This window comes from Paraburkholderia sp. (assembly GCF_036488795.1).
Lineage (GTDB): Bacteria > Pseudomonadota > Gammaproteobacteria > Burkholderiales > Burkholderiaceae > Paraburkholderia.
In genome coordinates this window covers 1-15,089 of sequence record NZ_DASXHA010000065.1, presented here as the reverse complement: position 1 = coordinate 15,089, position 15,089 = coordinate 1, and the positions used below count along the sequence as shown (strand labels likewise).

15 protein-coding genes and 1 tRNA gene are annotated in these 15,089 nt (G+C 63.3%); 8 read left to right on the top strand and 8 right to left on the bottom strand.

Translation table 11 applies throughout. From position 1 onward, the window contains the following. Both VGH41_RS08940 and VGH41_RS08935 read left to right on the top strand, forming a co-directional pair. Positions 1–420, top strand: a 420-nt coding sequence (locus VGH41_RS08940; protein ID WP_331597022.1) for a glutathione binding-like protein, incomplete at its 5' end; no start/stop codon positions are given. A 95-nt stretch (positions 421–515) separates the two neighbouring features. Next, the gene (locus tag VGH41_RS08935) at positions 516–1,031 is read left to right on the top strand and encodes a ClpXP protease specificity-enhancing factor (protein WP_331597021.1); all 516 of its coding nucleotides are present in this window, start codon (positions 516–518) and stop codon (positions 1,029–1,031) included. A gap of 227 nt (positions 1,032–1,258) precedes the next feature. Here the strand turns inward: VGH41_RS08935 and VGH41_RS08930 are convergent. Beyond that, positions 1,259–1,334 (bottom strand) — tRNA-Thr (locus VGH41_RS08930). 128 nt (positions 1,335–1,462) lie between these two features. On the opposite strand from VGH41_RS08930, the gene VGH41_RS08925 reads away from it, so the two are divergent. Continuing rightward, the gene (locus VGH41_RS08925; RefSeq protein ID WP_331597020.1) at positions 1,463–2,611 is read left to right on the top strand and encodes a class I SAM-dependent methyltransferase; all 1,149 of its coding nucleotides are present in this window, start codon (positions 1,463–1,465) and stop codon (positions 2,609–2,611) included. Between the two features lie 119 nt (positions 2,612–2,730). Here the strand turns inward: VGH41_RS08925 and VGH41_RS08920 are convergent, their stop codons facing one another. Further along, on the bottom strand, positions 2,731–3,999 hold the full coding sequence (locus VGH41_RS08920) for a TIGR03862 family flavoprotein (RefSeq protein ID WP_331597019.1): 1,269 nt from the start codon (positions 3,997–3,999) through the stop codon (positions 2,731–2,733). A 358-nt stretch (positions 4,000–4,357) separates the two neighbouring features. On the opposite strand from VGH41_RS08920, the gene VGH41_RS08915 reads away from it, so the two are divergent. Further along, positions 4,358–4,567 carry a DUF1059 domain-containing protein gene (locus VGH41_RS08915; RefSeq protein WP_331597018.1) on the top strand — a complete coding sequence of 70 codons (210 nt, stop codon included), beginning with the start codon at positions 4,358–4,360 and terminating at the stop codon, positions 4,565–4,567. Positions 4,568–4,628: 61 nt separating this feature from the next. On the opposite strand, the gene VGH41_RS08910 is transcribed toward VGH41_RS08915, so the two are convergent. Next, positions 4,629–5,915, bottom strand: coding sequence for an MFS transporter (locus tag VGH41_RS08910; protein WP_331597017.1), 1,287 nt, complete (start codon positions 5,913–5,915; stop codon positions 4,629–4,631). 510 nt (positions 5,916–6,425) lie between these two features. Further along, complete coding sequence (locus VGH41_RS08905; RefSeq protein WP_331597016.1) at positions 6,426–6,746, bottom strand: DNA-binding protein; 321 nt, start codon at positions 6,744–6,746, stop codon at positions 6,426–6,428. Positions 6,747–7,126: 380 nt separating this feature from the next. Here VGH41_RS08905 and VGH41_RS08900 point away from each other — a divergent pair, with 380 nt between their 5' ends. Continuing rightward, complete coding sequence (locus VGH41_RS08900) at positions 7,127–7,960, top strand: SAM-dependent methyltransferase (protein WP_331597015.1); 834 nt, start codon at positions 7,127–7,129, stop codon at positions 7,958–7,960. Positions 7,961–8,034: 74 nt separating this feature from the next. On the opposite strand, the gene VGH41_RS08895 is transcribed toward VGH41_RS08900, so the two are convergent. Both VGH41_RS08895 and VGH41_RS08890 read right to left on the bottom strand, forming a co-directional pair. After that, entirely contained in the window at positions 8,035–8,604 is a 570-nt protein-coding gene (locus tag VGH41_RS08895) for a DUF1415 domain-containing protein (protein WP_331597014.1), read from the bottom strand. Positions 8,605–8,765: 161 nt separating this feature from the next. After that, a complete protein-coding gene (locus VGH41_RS08890; RefSeq protein ID WP_331597013.1) occupies positions 8,766–9,425 on the bottom strand; it encodes a TetR/AcrR family transcriptional regulator in 660 nt (219 codons plus the stop codon). 155 nt (positions 9,426–9,580) lie between these two features. On the opposite strand from VGH41_RS08890, the gene VGH41_RS08885 reads away from it, so the two are divergent. Both VGH41_RS08885 and VGH41_RS08880 read left to right on the top strand, forming a co-directional pair. Beyond that, entirely contained in the window at positions 9,581–10,864 is a 1,284-nt protein-coding gene (locus tag VGH41_RS08885) for an MFS transporter (protein WP_331597012.1), read from the top strand. Positions 10,865–10,995: 131 nt separating this feature from the next. Continuing rightward, positions 10,996–11,589, top strand: coding sequence for a nitroreductase family protein (locus VGH41_RS08880; RefSeq protein WP_331597011.1), 594 nt, complete (start codon positions 10,996–10,998; stop codon positions 11,587–11,589). Between the two features lie 210 nt (positions 11,590–11,799). Here the strand turns inward: VGH41_RS08880 and VGH41_RS08875 are convergent, their stop codons facing one another. Next, a complete protein-coding gene (locus tag VGH41_RS08875) occupies positions 11,800–13,272 on the bottom strand; it encodes an MFS transporter (protein WP_331597010.1) in 1,473 nt (490 codons plus the stop codon). A 287-nt stretch (positions 13,273–13,559) separates the two neighbouring features. Here VGH41_RS08875 and VGH41_RS08870 point away from each other — a divergent pair, with 287 nt between their 5' ends. Then, complete coding sequence (locus tag VGH41_RS08870) at positions 13,560–14,810, top strand: Hsp70 family protein (protein WP_331597009.1); 1,251 nt, start codon at positions 13,560–13,562, stop codon at positions 14,808–14,810. 116 nt (positions 14,811–14,926) lie between these two features. Here VGH41_RS08870 and VGH41_RS08865 read toward each other — a convergent pair. After that, the coding region (locus VGH41_RS08865; RefSeq protein WP_331597023.1) for a cold-shock protein at positions 14,927–15,089 on the bottom strand (163 nt) is incomplete at its 5' end.

The window sequence follows — 15,089 nt, the reverse complement described above, 5'->3', positions numbered from 1 at the left end:
ATCATCAACGAGTACATCGACGAGCGCTTCCCGCATCCGCAGCTGATGCCGGCCGATCCGGTGCAGCGCGCCCGCGCGCGCCTGTTCCTGCTAAATTTCGAGAAGGAACTGTTCGTCCACGTGGGCACGCTGGAAAACGAGAAGGGCAAGGCCGCCGAGAAGAATCACGAGAAAGCACGTCTCGCGATTCGCGACCGCCTGACCCAGCTCGCACCGATTTTCCTGAAGAACAAGTACATGCTCGGCGAAGAGTTTTCCATGCTCGACGTGGCGATCGCGCCGCTCTTGTGGCGTCTGGATCACTACGGCATCGAACTGTCGAAGAATGCTGCACCGCTGATGAAGTACGCCGAGCGCATTTTTAGCCGTCCGGCCTATATCGAAGCGCTGACGCCGTCGGAAAAGGTGATGCGTCGTTGAGTTTGGCTTGAGGGTGCAGGCGTCGCGCGCTGAGTCATTTTGGGTCGCGTTCGTATAGGGCGGGCGCGGCGCCGCACCCAGTAAGAGGACTGTTGATGCAAGAGATTTCCACGAAGCCTTACCTGCTGCGCGCGCTGTACGAGTGGTGCACGGATAACGGCTATACGCCGCACATCGCGGTACGGGTCGACAACCAGACGCGGGTGCCTCGCCAGTTCGTGCGGGACAACGAAATCGTGTTGAACATCAGTTTCGAGGCGACCAGCCAGTTACAGATGGGCAACGAGTGGGTCGAGTTCAGCGCGCGGTTCTCCGGCAAATCGCACAAGATCGAAGTGCCGGTGGCCAATGTGCTCGCCATCTACGCACGTGAGAATGGGCAGGGGATGGCGTTCCCGGTCGATTCGGCGGGCGGCGAGGCGACCGATTCGGGCGCGGACGAAGTCCTGACCGATGAGCTGGAGTCGCCCGCGGCGAGCGGCTCAGGGCCGCGTGCGGTCGAGGCCGAGCCGGTGTCCGAAGCGAAAGCCGAGGAGACGGACGAGACGCCGCGGCCGGATGACGACGGTTCGAAGGGCGGCGGACGCGGTCACCTCAAGGTGGTGAAGTGAGCTGAGGCATGGGCTCTCCCGGCCGGTTGGGGTTCAGGCGGCGGGTTTGAGCTTTGGGCGTCCTGGCTGAATACCAAGAAGGGTCCAGCGGGTCACGCGATGCTTGCGTGGCCCGTTTGTTTTTCTGGACCCGCGCAGGTCGTCGGGTTCGCGAAACACGCAAACGCACAAAACAAACGACCAAAACAAAACGGGCTACGCAAACATCGCGTAGCCCGTCGCATATCTGGTGCCCCCTGTCTGATTCGAACAGACCACCTCATGATTACAAGTCAAGTGCTCTACCAAATGAGCTAAGGGGGCGAAACAGCGCGCTATTATATGCCAAGCGTAACCAGAGTGCTACCTGGCGAGTCACTTCTCGCGGCCCCATCAGTTACCATATAAGTCTATTCGATATCCCTGTCATATCGGATCCCCCACCTCGCGCAATGACCCAACACCCCCCGCAACATCCTACGCAACCCCCGATCCTCACATGGCCTGAAGCGGAAGGCCCACGTTCGGCTCGCTGGCGTTCCGAAGCGGCCGTTCCGCCGCCGAAGCGCGTCGTGATCGCCGATGACCGCACCACCGCCGACACCGCCTATCGCCTCGCCTGCGAAGGCACGGCACTGCTGTGGCAAGGCGACTTCCAGAATGCCCGCCAGCTCTTGCAGGCGGTGACACGGCGGGTCGAGCGCAAGCCGCGCAAAGAGGCCTCTACGCTGATCGACGCCTTCAACTTCCATCGTCAGTCGCAATCGCAACGGGCGCGCACGCTCGGCATGCTGTTGATCCCGCTCGACGCCGACTATACGATCCCGTTGCGCCGCGCGCCGGATGTGCAGCAGGCTTGCACGGAAACCTACGGGCCGCCGGGCGGCGAGGCGTCGGTTGTGTCATTGCGGGAACTGCTCGGTATGGTCGGCGCCCACGAATGGCGCAAGAAGGGCGTGGACATCCCGGCGCTCGATGAGCGCATTCATCCGCATTACGGCGTGTTCTCGCCAGTACGGGGCGAGTACGTGGATCTGGTCGCGCGTACGCCGCTGCCTTCGCTGAACAAGGCATTCGATATCGGCACCGGTACCGGCGTGCTCGCCGCGCTGCTCGCGAGGCGTGGTGTGAAAAAGATCGTCGCGACGGATCAGGATCCGCGTGCCCTCGCGTGCGCCCGCGAGAATCTGACGCGGCTGGGTTATGACCCGCAGGTCGAGGTGATTCAGGCCGACCTGTTTCCCGAAGGCCGTGCGCCGCTCGTGATCTGCAATCCGCCGTGGGTGCCGGCGCGGCCGGCCTCGCCCATCGAATACGCCATCTACGATATGGACAGCCGCATGCTGCTCGGCTTTCTGAATGGACTGGCGGATCATTTGTCACCCGGCGGCGAAGGCTGGTTGATCCTGTCGGACTTCGCCGAGCATCTCGGCTTGCGTACCCGCGAGTTCTTGCTGGGCGCGATCGAAACGGCCGGCCTCACGGTCGTGGGCCGCGAGGATATCCGGCCGCGGCATCCGAAGTCGTCGGATGAGACCGATCCGTTGCACGCGGCTCGCGTGGCGGAAGTGACGTCGCTATGGCGGTTGAAGGCCCGATAGGCCAGAAGCAGCGCCGCATGCATTGCCCGTGCAAGCGGCGGTCGACTGGCAATCAAGCGGCAGTCAAGCGGCGACTAAGCGGCAATTAAGCGGCAATTAAGCGGTGCTTGAGCTGCCCTTCAGCGTCCGTTCCCGGCCAGATAAGCCAGCGCCCCGCGTCCCGCCACGAGGCCACTCGCAAAGCACGCAGTCAGCAGATATCCACCGGTCGGCGCTTCCCAATCGAGCATCTCGCCCGCGCAGAACAGGCCCGGTAGACGCTCGATCATCAAGTGCGCATTCAGCGCCTCAAAGGCAACGCCGCCTGCGCTGCTGATGGCCTCTTCGATCGGCCGCGGCCGCAAGAGCGTCAAAGGGAACGCCTTGATCGTATGCGCGACGCGCGCCGCATCGGCAAACGCCTCCTTCGAGAGCGCCTCGTGCAGCAAGCCAAGCTTGACGCCGCCCAGACCAATCCGGCTTTGCAGATGGCTCGACATCGAGCGCGAGCCACGCGGACGCGTCACCTCGTCGATCACCCGTTGCAACGGCAGTCCGGGCGCCAGATCGAGCGAGATCGTGGCCGCGCCGTCAGCGAGAATCCGCTCGCGGATCGCCGCAGACATCGCGTAGACGAGGCTGCCCTCCACCCCCGTTTCTGTCACAACACACTCACCTTGTCGATTCTGGACATTTTTGTCTACATCGGTCACGGTGATGGCGATCGGCTTCAGCGGATGCCCCGCATAGCGCGCGCGGAAGTAGTCGCTCCAGTTGGCGTCGAAGCCGCAATTCGCGGGACGCAACGGCGCGACTGGCACGTCACGCTCACTCAGCAGCGGCACCCACGCTGCGTCCGAGCCGAGCCGAGGCCAGCTCGCACCGCCCAGCGCGAACACGACGGCATCGGCGCTTACCCGCTTTTCACCGTCCGGCGTCATGAAGCGGAGTGCGTGCTGCGAGGTAGCGGACCACTCACGATCCCAGCCCAGCCACTTGTGCCGCATGTGCAGGCTCACGCCGGCTTCCTTCAGACGATGCAACCAGGCGCGCAGCATCGGTGCCGCTTTCATGTCGATGGGAAACACGCGGCCCGAACTGCCGACGAACGTTTCGACGCCCAGATCTCGCAGCCACACGCGCAACGCGTCAGGACCGAACGCCTCGAGCAGCGGTGCAATCTGCGGGCGCCGCGCGCCGTAGCGGCCAAGGAACGCCTCGAGCGGTTCCGAGTGCGTGATGTTCATGCCGCCTTTGCCCGCCATCAGGAATTTGCGGCCGACCGATGGCATGGCGTCGTAGACATCGACCCGCACCCCGGCTTGGGCGGCCAGGGCTTCCGCTGCCATCAGGCCGGCGGGGCCGCCGCCGATCACGGCGACGCGAGCGGAATCGGACAAGGTGGACATGCGGTGTAGTCGGGTGAGGGCGTGAGAGGGGACAACGGCGCTCGCGACCAGACTGCCACGGCTGGCGGCGCAAAGGCCGCTATTTTCACACTGCAGGGTAATGGCGGCAAACGCGGCGGCCGTTGAATGCCGCGTGCTTTACGTCAGAACCCTTGCAGCGAGGCACGCAGCACGCAATCGCGCTTTCCAATCTGTGCACGCAACCTATACTTTTCAGACACCTTCCTGCGGACGCAATCCTGCGTCCTCGCTCCGCGCGCACTCCGCCCAATTCCCTTTGCAATCGGCTTGGCCACTCGCGTGGCCGGACTGACCCAGTTGCGCGTTTCCATCCCTCTAATGGTCTGAGGAGACTGCCATGACCCGCAAATACATCGACTGTCGCGAGTTCCCGAGCGAAATGAACTGTTCGATCGCGCTGTCGGCCGACTCGGAAAATGAACTACTCGAAGCCGCCGTGCAACATGCCGTCACGGTTCATAAGCATGCGGACTCGCCCGAACTGCGCTCGCAGTTGAAGACGCTGTTTCACGACGGCACGCCGCCCGTCGAAGCACATCGTGCATGAGAAAAAGCCGACGCGGCGCGCCCCGCGCCGCGTCGGCTCGGCAGTCGTTGCGATGGCGGATTCACACCGCCGAGCGCGCCGTATCCGGCTCATGATGTGGATCCGCCCTGGTGGGCAACGGCTCGATCCGTCCCACGATCACCAGATAGCTGAACGCGCCCAGAAAGCAGAAGCCGCCCGCGACAACCAGCGGAATGGTGAATGAACCCTTGGTCATTGCGAGCATCACGCCGGTGAAGGTCGTGATGACGATCCCGGCCAGATTCGACGCAAAGTTCTGGATGCCGCTGATGGACGCAACATGATGCGGCGTGGGCGCGACGTCGGCAGGCAGCGACCAGATGCTGGCCGCAGCGAAGGCGAGGCTGCCGTAGGCGATGCCAAAGCACGCGAGCATCAGATAGACGTCCGTGGTGAACACGGACAGCGTGATCACCGACGACATCAGCATGCCGCCCACCATGCAGGTCTTGCGCGACGCCGTCAGGCTCCAGCCGCGGCGGTACAGCGTGTCGGAGACGTAGCCGCCCAGCCAGCCGCCGGGAATCGAGATCAATGCCGGGATCATGCCGAGCGTGCCGAGCGATTTGAGCGAAAAACCGCGCGTCTGCACCAGATAGCTCGGAAACCAGGTGATGAAGAAATAGATGACGAAGTTCAGGCAGAAGAAGCCGAGCATCATGCCCCACAACGTGCGGTGGCGGAACAGCGAGGCCCATGTCGCGCGCGGTTCGCTGGTGGGAGCTTGCGGAGGTGTGACGACATCGGTGGCGCCCGTCATGTCGCCGTGCGCGGGACTGCGATAAATCACGAACCAGCCGACGATCCACAACGCACCCAGCAATCCGGTAATGACAAACGATGCCTTCCACCCGGCAGTACTGATGATCAGCGCGACGATGGGGATGGAGAGCGCCGAGCCGACCCGCGAACCGCTATCGAAGATACTGGTGGCGATGGCCCGTTGCGCCGGCTTGAACCATTGCGAGACGAGCTTCGCGCAAGACGGATACGCGCCCGCTTCACCCACGCCGAGCATCAACCGGCAGCCGAACATCGCGCCTACGCTGCCGGCCACGGCCGTCGCGGCGGTGAACAGCGACCACCAGCCCACCGCGAGCGGCAGCGCGATGCGCGCACCCACCCGGTCGACGAACCAGCCGAACGGCATCTGCATCAGCGCGTAAGTCCAGAAGAAGCCGCTCAGGATCAGGCCCATTTCCGCCGGACCGATGCCAAGCGCCTTCTCGATCTGCGGTGCGGCGACGGCGAGATTCGCGCGGTCGACGTAGTTCACTGCAATTGCCAGAAAGCACAAAAAAATCACCACCCAGCGCATTTTCCTCATGACAACGTCTCCTCCGGTGGTGGCATCGGGTCGAACGGGCGGTCCGCTGCGATGCCGGGCAGGCGATGCACATGTCCTCGCGTCCCACTCTTCTGGCGGAACTGCGGTGCGTGCATACTTCATATCGGCCTGACCAGTTGCCGATAATAGGAGCGGCGTGTTCACGTGGTCAAGCCAATTGGCGCGCGCTTTTCGCGCGCATCGGCGAGTGCCGCGCCGGCTCTTGGAGCGGCTGATTGCAATCCACGTTTTCCCGGGCGTTCGATGATGCAGGGCCGATTGTTGCGGTCGATGCGCGCGTCGCCCCGACGGCCAGGCCGGCGGCGCTCAAGTCACTGCGCGGTATAAGAAGGGATAGCGGAGGAGGGGGTCAACGCTCAGGTGCAACAATCAAGCGACTGCGCTGACCGGGCATGGCGGGGTAGGGGACGCGCTGAAAGGGCCGCGCCCTGCGAAGAGCGCGCGGCTTTCCGTTGTATTGACGTGGTTCGACACGGGCCATACGAGCCCTTAACCCGGATACTCCTCGTCCACCTTGAGGCCGGCCAGTTTGAAGATCACCCGCAGCGTTTGCGGTTTGATATCGCGCCGGGACGCGAGGGTGGTCATGACGAAATCGAGCACCTTCGCGTATTTCAGCATGGTCAGGCAGGTTTCGAGGTCGACACTGCCGTCGCGCATCAATTCGGCGAGACGCAGCATCTCAACTGAAATATCCCGCGCCATTTCCAGCTCGATCTGCTGCTTTTCTGTCCAGACTGGCGTGGCTGTCAGTTTGGTCAGCAATTCCTGAAACTTCTGTTCGGCGTTGCCGTTGGGTATCGTATCCATTGCCGCCTCATGTTCGTCTGAGCGCGCTTCCGTTGAGATCGCGGCGCACTGCAGGTTACGTAACGTTCGGACCCATGTTTCGGTTCCGACCTCCCCACACCCTTGCGGTTCTCCAGAAACGGACCGGTAGCCAGCAGTGTGCCTTTGTTCTCGATGCGGCCTGCCATGGGGCTGGGGCCGCATACTGACCTGCCGCGCGTCTATCGCTTCGCTTTGCGAGCTCCGTTTAGAGCAGGAAGCGTTCCAGGAATGCTCGATTCGCGCGTCGTGCGCAGCGATGAATCAGTGGTTGTGCCGCGCTTTGGGTAAACTGGCAGCAACTTTTCTCTTTTTCCGTCGCCTGTCGCACGTTCCGCGTGCAATCGATGGCGGTCCGTACGATGTCCAGCAAAACTCACGAAATTCGCCCCAACCAATCCGTCGAACTGCTGAAGGAACTGCATATCCTGACGCGCGACGGCAAGATGAATCAGGACAGTCGCCGAAAACTGAAACAGGTCTATCACCTGTTTCAGTTCATCGAACCCTTGCTGAAAGATCTGAAAGACACGCAAGGTGACGTGACCCTCGTCGATCACGGCGCGGGCAAGTCATACCTTGGTTTTATCCTGTACGACCTGTTTTTCAAGGAACAGCAGGACAAATCGCACATCTACGGCATCGAGACGCGCGAAGAACTCGTGACGAGCTCGGAGGCGCTAGCGCAGCGCCTCGGTTTCAAGGGGATGTCGTTTCTGAATCTGTCGGTTGCCGATTCGATTACCTCGGACCGTTTGCCCGCAACGATCGATATCGTCACCGCGCTCCACGCGTGCAACACCGCCACCGACGACGCGATCCGCTTCGCGTTGCGCAAGCATGCGAAATACATCGTCGTGGTGCCGTGTTGCCAGGCCGAAGTGGCGGGCGTGCTGCGTCAGAACAAGGGCAAGTCGCTCGGCAATGCGTTGACGGAGATCTGGCGTCATCCGCTGCATACGCGGGAATTCGGCAGCCAGATCACCAACGTGCTGCGCTGCCTGCAACTGGAGGCGCACGGCTACCAGGTCAGCGTGACCGAACTGGTGGGCTGGGAACATTCGATGAAGAACGAGCTGATCATCGCCCAGTACAAGGATTTACCGCGCCGTCGCCCGACCGAACGGCTCAACGAAGTGATGGACACACTGGGGCTGGCTGAACTGCGTGAGCGCTTTTTTGTCGAGGCGGCGTAAGCCTGGTGAAGCTTGCTGGCCGTGCGCGGCCAGACGCCGCCAGACGCCGCCAGACGCCGCCGCCTGGCGCGGGGTCATGACTCGTCGGCAGCCTCGCTCAGCCACTTCTCCCAGCCCGCACGCCCGAGCCGGCGCAGTGTTTCCTGATTGCGCCCGTAAATGTCCGCGGCGTCGGGAAACGCATCCACCGCCCGTTCGATGCTCGCCTCACGCAGCAGATGCAGGATCGGGTACGGCGCGCGATTCGTATAGTTTTCGATATCGTCCGCATCGGTTCCCTCGAACTGATACTGCGGATGAAAACTCGCAATCTGCAGCTCGCCCTCAAGTCGCAATTGCTTGAGCATGCGGTCGGCGAAAAACAGACAGTCGTTGTAGTCGAGAAAGTCGCTCAGCGCATGCGGCACGATCAGGAGCGTAGTGTCGATCTGCGCGGGGTCGGCCTGCATGAGCAGTTGTAGTTCCGCTTCGAGATCCGTCAGGACGCCTTCCAGATTCGTCGCTTCGCCGATTGCGTAGCGAATCTGGCCTTTCACGTGCACGGACTTCGCGAACGGGCACAGGTTCAGGCCAATGACCGCGCGGGTCAGCCAGTGGCGGGTTCTGGCAAGGATGGTGTCGGTGGATTCGATTGACGGCGGCATGACGAAAGGGCGTGCTGAAAGGGCCATTTTACCGGTGCGGGAGAGCGGCGCTGCAGGCGTTGGATGGGCGCCTGATCCGGTTAAAGCCTGCTGAGAACTCGTCCGCCGCGGCTGTGCGGCGCTTTTACGGCCGCGCACGCACATCACTCAATGACGTGAGATCAGCCGGCCGGTGCGGCCGGGCAAGCCGCGGCAATCAGCTGGGCGGCAACCCGCGGCGCGGCGAGGATCGGCCCGCAGCCAGGACCATAGGTTTGGCTCGCTGCATACACGCCTTCGATCACGAGACCAAGCGCCTGCGCCAACCCGACTGGATCGTCGGCGCCGGCTTCCGTGGTCAGTTCAGTGATGCGCGCCATCAGGCGCGCCTTGTTGTCCGCGACGAACCGGCGTGCGGCATGCGAAGCGTCCGGAAATTCCACCGCCACATTGACGAACGGGCAGCCGCGATAGTCATCGGCCGACGCCCGCACGGCCAGGTCGTCGAAATACTGCTGAAGCTGTTTGACGGGCTTGCCCGGATGCTGCGCAAAGCTTGCCTCGACATAGTCGAAAAACTGCTCGTCCTTGCGGTCCAGATACGCGAGCACCAGTTCGTCTTTCGACGAAAACTGGCGGTACAGGCTCATCTTGTTGACGCCCGCCCGTTCGACCACTGCATCCACGCCGACGGCCCGCACGCCTTGCCGATAAAACAGCTCGGCAGCAGCCCGCAGCAGATGCTCCTGCGCCTGCGGGCCGGCCGTCTGGGTGCGGCTGCGCCGTGCCACGGCAGCCGACTTTGCCGGCCTGACACGGGTGGTGGATTCGGTCTGTGACATAGGCGCCCCGCCTTCGGTGACTGATGTCTTGACATGTTACCGGTCGGTAACTAACATCGCAAACATCATTGTGACTGATCTGTCACAAGTCCTTTACAAAACCCGTAACAAAACAAAGCGGCGTCGTCCGATGGACGCAGCCGACTGGAGTGTCGATGAACTGGGCAGCGAGAATCATTGGCGGGCGCTTCCACTATGGCTGGCTGACCGTGGCGATTGTGTTTCTGGTGCTGCTGGCCGCAGCGGGAACGCGCGCGACGCCGAGCGTGATGATGGTGCCGCTCGAACATCAGTTCGGCTGGAGCCGGGCGACGATTTCGCTGGCCATTTCGGTGAATATCGCGCTGTACGGGCTGATGGGACCGTTCGCGGCGGCGTCGATGCAGCGTTTCGGCGTACGCCCGACGGTGCTGATCGCGCTCGGTACCATGGCGGCCGGCGTGGGACTGTCTTCGCTGATGACGCATCCGTGGCAAATGATCCTGATCTGGGGCGTGATGGTGGGCGGCTCGACCGGTGTGGCGGCGCTGTCGCTGTCGGCGACCGTGGTGAACCGCTGGTTCAGCAGCCATCGCGGCCTCGTGATGGGTATCCTCACGGCGAGCTCGGCGACCGGCCAGCTCGTGTTCCTGCCCTTGCTCGCAGCGATCGCCGAGCATCACGGCTGGCGTCCGGTGGTGTGGGTGGTCGCCGGCGCGGCGGCGCTCGTGCTGCCGCTCGTGGCGTTCCTGCTGCCCGAGCGTCCCGCCGACCTGACGCTGCGCCCGTTCGGCGAGCCTGCCGACGCGCCGCTCAACACCAATCTCACGAAGCAGAATCCGCTCGCCATCGCATTTGGCACGCTGGCAATGGCGAGCAAGACGCGCGACTTCTGGCTGCTGTTTTTCAGCTTCTTTATCTGCGGTGCGAGCACCAACGGTTACGTCGGCACGCATCTGATTGCGATGTGCGGCGATTACGGAATGAGTGAAGTGCAGGGCGCGTCGTTGCTCGCCGCAATGGGCATCTTCGACCTGTTCGGCACGACGCTGTCCGGCTGGCTCTCGGACCGTTTCAATAGCCGCGTGCTGTTGTTCTGGTATTACGGTTTGCGCGGGCTTTCGCTGATGTATCTGCCGCACGCCTTCGGCATCGACTTCTTCGGCTTGCCTCTGTTTGCGCTGTTCTACGGGCTCGACTGGATCGCCACCGTGCCGCCCACGGTGCGTCTTGCCACGGATGTGTACGGCAAGGAAAGTGCGCCGATCGTGTTCGGCTGGGTGGTCGCCGGGCATCAACTGGGTGCGGCGTTTGCGGCGCTCGGCGCCGGTATGCTGCGCGCGAGCCTCGGCACCTACACGGTGGCGTCGATGATCTCCGGTGGCTTGTGCCTCGTCGCCTCGGTGATCGTGCTGCGCATCAACCGCGGCGAGCGGCCGGCCGTTGCGCAGCCCGTGTAGGCGCGCAGGGCGGTCTGAGCGGTCAGAATAGGCTTTATGCGTCTCTTTCGAAGCGCGCTGCGTGAAGCCCGGTTATGCTATGTGCCCCGGGCAGCCGCCCGTCGATCATGAATTTCGACTGAGAGAAGCGCATGACCAACAAACCCGCCCCGACCGCAGTTCCCATTCACGAACTGCTTGCTGGCCGCTGGAGCCCGCGCGCGTATTCGAGCGAACCGGTCAGCCGCGAGCATCTGCATGCGGTGCTGGAAGCGGCCCGCTGGGCGCCTTCGTCGTATAACGCGCAGCCGTGGCGTTTCATGGTGTTCGACCGCAGCACCGACGAAGTCTCCTTCAAGCAGGCTTTCGCTACCCTGGTGCCGTTCAATCAGGGCTGGAATGCACCGGCGCCGGTGCTGATCGCCGTGACGGCGCACACGCTGACCAGCAAGGGTGAAGTGAACCGTTGCGCACCGTACGATGCAGGCGCTGCGGCCCTCGCGCTCGTGCTGCAGGCTCACGCGCTGGGTCTGGCCGCGCACCAGATGAGCGGCTTCGACGTCAACGCCTTCCGCAAGACCTTCGTCATTCCGAACGACGTCGAAGTGATCTCCATGATTTCGCTGGGCCATTTCGGCGAAGTGGAAAAGCTCGATCCGGTGCTGCGCGAACGTGAAAAGTCGGTGCGTACGCGCTTTCCGTTGGGTGAAGTCGCTTTTAGCGGAGCGTGGAAGAAGCCGTTCTGATTTGTTCTGATCATTAGATGCGGGGTTCGCTGGCAAAGCAGGGGTGATTCATGCCCCGGTGGGCTCAGCGAAAAGCGCGGGGTCTGGTGTGAAGTGACCTCGCGCTTTTTTATTTGCGCTGCGCCTGGCCGTGCCGCCGTTCCGCCCTGTGGCCGCGTGGCCGTGTGGCCGTGCGCTGCGCGAGGCGGCGCAGCGAACGCGGGCGCGGCGTCAGTCGGCATCTCCAATCGCCGACAGCGGCGCTGCTACGGACTCGAGCGAGCGTCGCTCGGCGTCGACGCCCCAGATCGCGGCTACCACCGCCGCGCCGATCATCAGCGCCGAGCCCACCAGATAGCCCGTGAACACTTCACCGCGCTGATGCGTATCGATCAGCCGTCCGAAGAACGCGGGTCCGGCAATGCCGCCGAGCGCCGTGCCGAATGCGTAGAACACCGCAATGGCGAGCGCGCGGATCTCGAGCGGGAACGATTCGCTGACCGTCAGATAAGCCGAGCTGGCCGCGGCTGAAGCGAAGAAGAAAATCACCATCCACGCGACCGTCTGCGTGACGACGGTGAGCAGGTTCTGCTCGAACAGATAGCCGCTCGCGGTGAGCAGGATGCCGGATAGCGCATAGGTAGTCGCGATCATCTTGCGCCGGCCGATTACGTCGAAGAGGCGCCCCAGCAGGAGCGGCCCGAGGAAATTGCCGAGCGCGAACGGCAGCAGATACCAGCCGATGTGGTCGCCCGGCACGCCATAGAAATCGGTCAGCACCAGCGCGTAGGTGAAAAAGATCGCGTTGTAGAAGAAGGCTTGTGCGGTCATCAGCGACAGCCCGACCAGCGCGCGTCGACGATGCACGGTGAAGATCGTGTGGAAAACTTCGGAGAGCGGCGTGTGATCCCGCGAGCGCAGACGCAAGCGGCTGAGGGAATCGTCGGCGAGGCGGTGTCCGGTGTCGCGAAAACGCGTTTCTATCCCGTCGACGATCGACTTCGCCTCGTGTTGTTCGCCATGCGTGAGCAGCCAGCGCGGACTTTCGGGCACCCAGATGCGCATCGGCAAGATGGCGAGCGCCAGCGCCGCGCCAATGAAGAAGCACGCGCGCCAGCCCCAGTCGCCCGGCAGCAGATGCGGATCGAGCAACACCAGCGAGCCGGCCGCGCCGATTCCCGCGCCCACCCAAAAGGTGCCGTTGATGCCCAGATCGGTCCAGCCGCGCACGCGCGCCGGCGTAAATTCCTGAATCGTCGAATTGATGGCCGTATATTCGCCCCCAATGCCCGCGCCCGTCAGAAAGCGAAACAGCAGAAAACTCGCCAGATTCCACGACAGCGCAGTCGCCGCAGTGGCAGCCAGATACAGCGTCAGCGTAATGAAGAACAGTTTGCGGCGGCCGAGCCGGTCCGTGAGCCAGCCAAAGCCGAGCGCGCCCAGCACGGCACCCGCAATGTAGGCGCTGCCGGTCAGGCCGACGTCCGTATTGGTGAAGTGCAAGGTGGGACTGGCCTTCAGCGCGCTCGCGACGGCGCCCGCGAGGGTCACCTCCAGGCCGTCGAGCAGCCATGTCACGCCGAGGGCGATCACGATCAGCGAATGGAACTGACCCCACGGCAAACGATCGAGCCGCGACGGCAGATCGGTCTCGATCACGGTGCGCGGTTCTTCCTGCAGTGCTGCGACAGGCGGCTCGGTCATTGCGACATGTCTCCTGGGTGGGGAAAATTGAACGGCGTATCCTATGCAAATGAGCAATTTCCATTCCGTTAGGACAGCCCACGCTTGCCGGGATGTCTCTCCAGAAAACGCCTGGTCCCCCGAAGTTTGCCGCTCCGCGGGAACTCACCCTGGTGGGCTGTCGCGTCTCGGGGCGCCTCGCGTGAAATGGGCGCTTTCGGGGCGCTTAGTTGATACCTGCCGCGCTTTTGTGATACAAAGCCGGTCCCCCTTCTGTCCGCGCCAGCCGTGAGCGGCGATTCTCTGCCATGACCTATTGCGCGATTGACTTCGGCACATCGAATTCGGCCGTCGCCGTGCCAGACGGCGCGGCGCTGCGGCTTGCGCCGGTCGAAGGTGCCTACACGACGCTGCCCACCGCAGTCTTTTTCAATACCGACGAAAACACCCGCAACTACGGCCGTGCGGCGCTGGAAGCCTACATAGACGGCTTCGACGGCCGGCTGATGCGCTCCATGAAGAGTATTCTCGGCTCGGCGCTGGCGGAGAACTCGACCGATCTCGGCGACGGTTCGGCCATCAAATACACCGATGTGATCGCGATCTTCGTCGATCATCTCAAGCGTTCGGCGGAACACAGCGCGGGCGGGCCGATCAGCCGCGCCGTGCTGGGCCGCCCGGTGTTCTTCGTGGACGATGATCCCCGCGCCGACAATCTCGCGCAACAACAGCTTGAGGCGGCCGCGCGGTCGGTCGGTTTGCGCGAGATTCACTTCCAGTACGAACCGATTGCCGCCGCGTTCGACTACGAATCACACCTGACGGAAGAGGGGCTGGTGCTGGTGGCCGACGTCGGCGGCGGTACCTCGGACTTCTCGCTGGTGCGCGTCGGGCCCGAGCGCATGAAGCGCGTCGAGCGCAAGGACGATGTGCTGGCGCACCACGGCGTGCACGTGGCCGGCACCGACTTCGATCGCCGCGTCGAGCTGGCGACCATCCTGCGCGAGCTCGGATATCAGGCACTCGACCCGGAAGGGCGCGAGATTCCGAACCGGATCTATTTCGACCTTGCCACCTGGCATCTGATCAATACGGTCTACGCGCCCAAGCGCGTCAGCGAACTGGCGTTGATGCGCCACCTGTTCACCAACACGAAGCACCATGACCGGCTGATGCGGGTCGTCGAGCGGCGTCTGGGGCACGCGCTGGCCGCGCACGCGGAAGAGGCCAAGATCGGCGTGGCGGCGGGCGGGGAGACGATGATCGATCTCGAACTGGTGGAGGACGACCTGCGGCTCGCTTTCGATGAAGCCCAACTGGTCAAGGCGGGACACGACGAGACGCTGCGCATCGTGCAGGCGGCGCGGGACACCGTGCAGGCCGCCGGCGTCGCCACGCGCGACGTGGGCGCCATCTACTTCACGGGTGGCTCGACCGGGCTGGCGTTTCTGTCCGGCGCGCTGGCAGCGGCGTTTCCGGATGCCCGGCCGGTGTTCGGCGATCGCCTCGCCAGCGTGGCGACGGGTCTTGGGATTCACGCGCGCCGTCTGTTCGGATAACGCGTGCGAACGCGCGTTGTCCCGGTTAAATAATGAAGGACGCCGCGTGTTTCAAGCGGCCATAAAAAAACCCCGCCTTGGCGGGGTTTTTCGCGTCCAGAAGGAAGCGTGCCTGCTTACACCGGCTTGATGTTTGCAGCTTGCTTGCCCTTCGGGCCCGTCTTCACTTCAAACGTAACCTTTTGGTTTTCTTGCAGCGTCTTGAAGCCTTCCGTGCGGATTTCCGAGAAATGCGCGAACAGATCTTCGCCGCCGCCGTCCGGCGTGATGAAGCCAAAG

What these genes read in the sequence shown, in the direction of transcription:
- VGH41_RS08935 (WP_331597021.1), top strand. Translation starts at nt 516, where the DNA reads ATGCAAGAGATTTCCACGAAGCCTTACCTGCTGCGCGCGCTGTACGAG.
- VGH41_RS08925 (WP_331597020.1), top strand. Translation starts at nt 1,463, where the DNA reads ATGACCCAACACCCCCCGCAACATCCTACGCAACCCCCGATCCTCACA.
- VGH41_RS08920 (WP_331597019.1), bottom strand. Translation starts at nt 3,999, where the DNA reads ATGTCCACCTTGTCCGATTCCGCTCGCGTCGCCGTGATCGGCGGCGGC.
- VGH41_RS08915 (WP_331597018.1), top strand. Translation starts at nt 4,358, where the DNA reads ATGACCCGCAAATACATCGACTGTCGCGAGTTCCCGAGCGAAATGAAC.
- VGH41_RS08910 (WP_331597017.1), bottom strand. Translation starts at nt 5,915, where the DNA reads ATGAGGAAAATGCGCTGGGTGGTGATTTTTTTGTGCTTTCTGGCAATT.
- VGH41_RS08905 (WP_331597016.1), bottom strand. Translation starts at nt 6,746, where the DNA reads ATGGATACGATACCCAACGGCAACGCCGAACAGAAGTTTCAGGAATTG.
- VGH41_RS08900 (WP_331597015.1), top strand. Translation starts at nt 7,127, where the DNA reads ATGTCCAGCAAAACTCACGAAATTCGCCCCAACCAATCCGTCGAACTG.
- VGH41_RS08895 (WP_331597014.1), bottom strand. Translation starts at nt 8,604, where the DNA reads ATGCCGCCGTCAATCGAATCCACCGACACCATCCTTGCCAGAACCCGC.
- VGH41_RS08890 (WP_331597013.1), bottom strand. Translation starts at nt 9,425, where the DNA reads ATGTCACAGACCGAATCCACCACCCGTGTCAGGCCGGCAAAGTCGGCT.
- VGH41_RS08885 (WP_331597012.1), top strand. Translation starts at nt 9,581, where the DNA reads ATGAACTGGGCAGCGAGAATCATTGGCGGGCGCTTCCACTATGGCTGG.
- VGH41_RS08880 (WP_331597011.1), top strand. Translation starts at nt 10,996, where the DNA reads ATGACCAACAAACCCGCCCCGACCGCAGTTCCCATTCACGAACTGCTT.
- VGH41_RS08875 (WP_331597010.1), bottom strand. Translation starts at nt 13,272, where the DNA reads ATGACCGAGCCGCCTGTCGCAGCACTGCAGGAAGAACCGCGCACCGTG.
- VGH41_RS08870 (WP_331597009.1), top strand. Translation starts at nt 13,560, where the DNA reads ATGACCTATTGCGCGATTGACTTCGGCACATCGAATTCGGCCGTCGCC.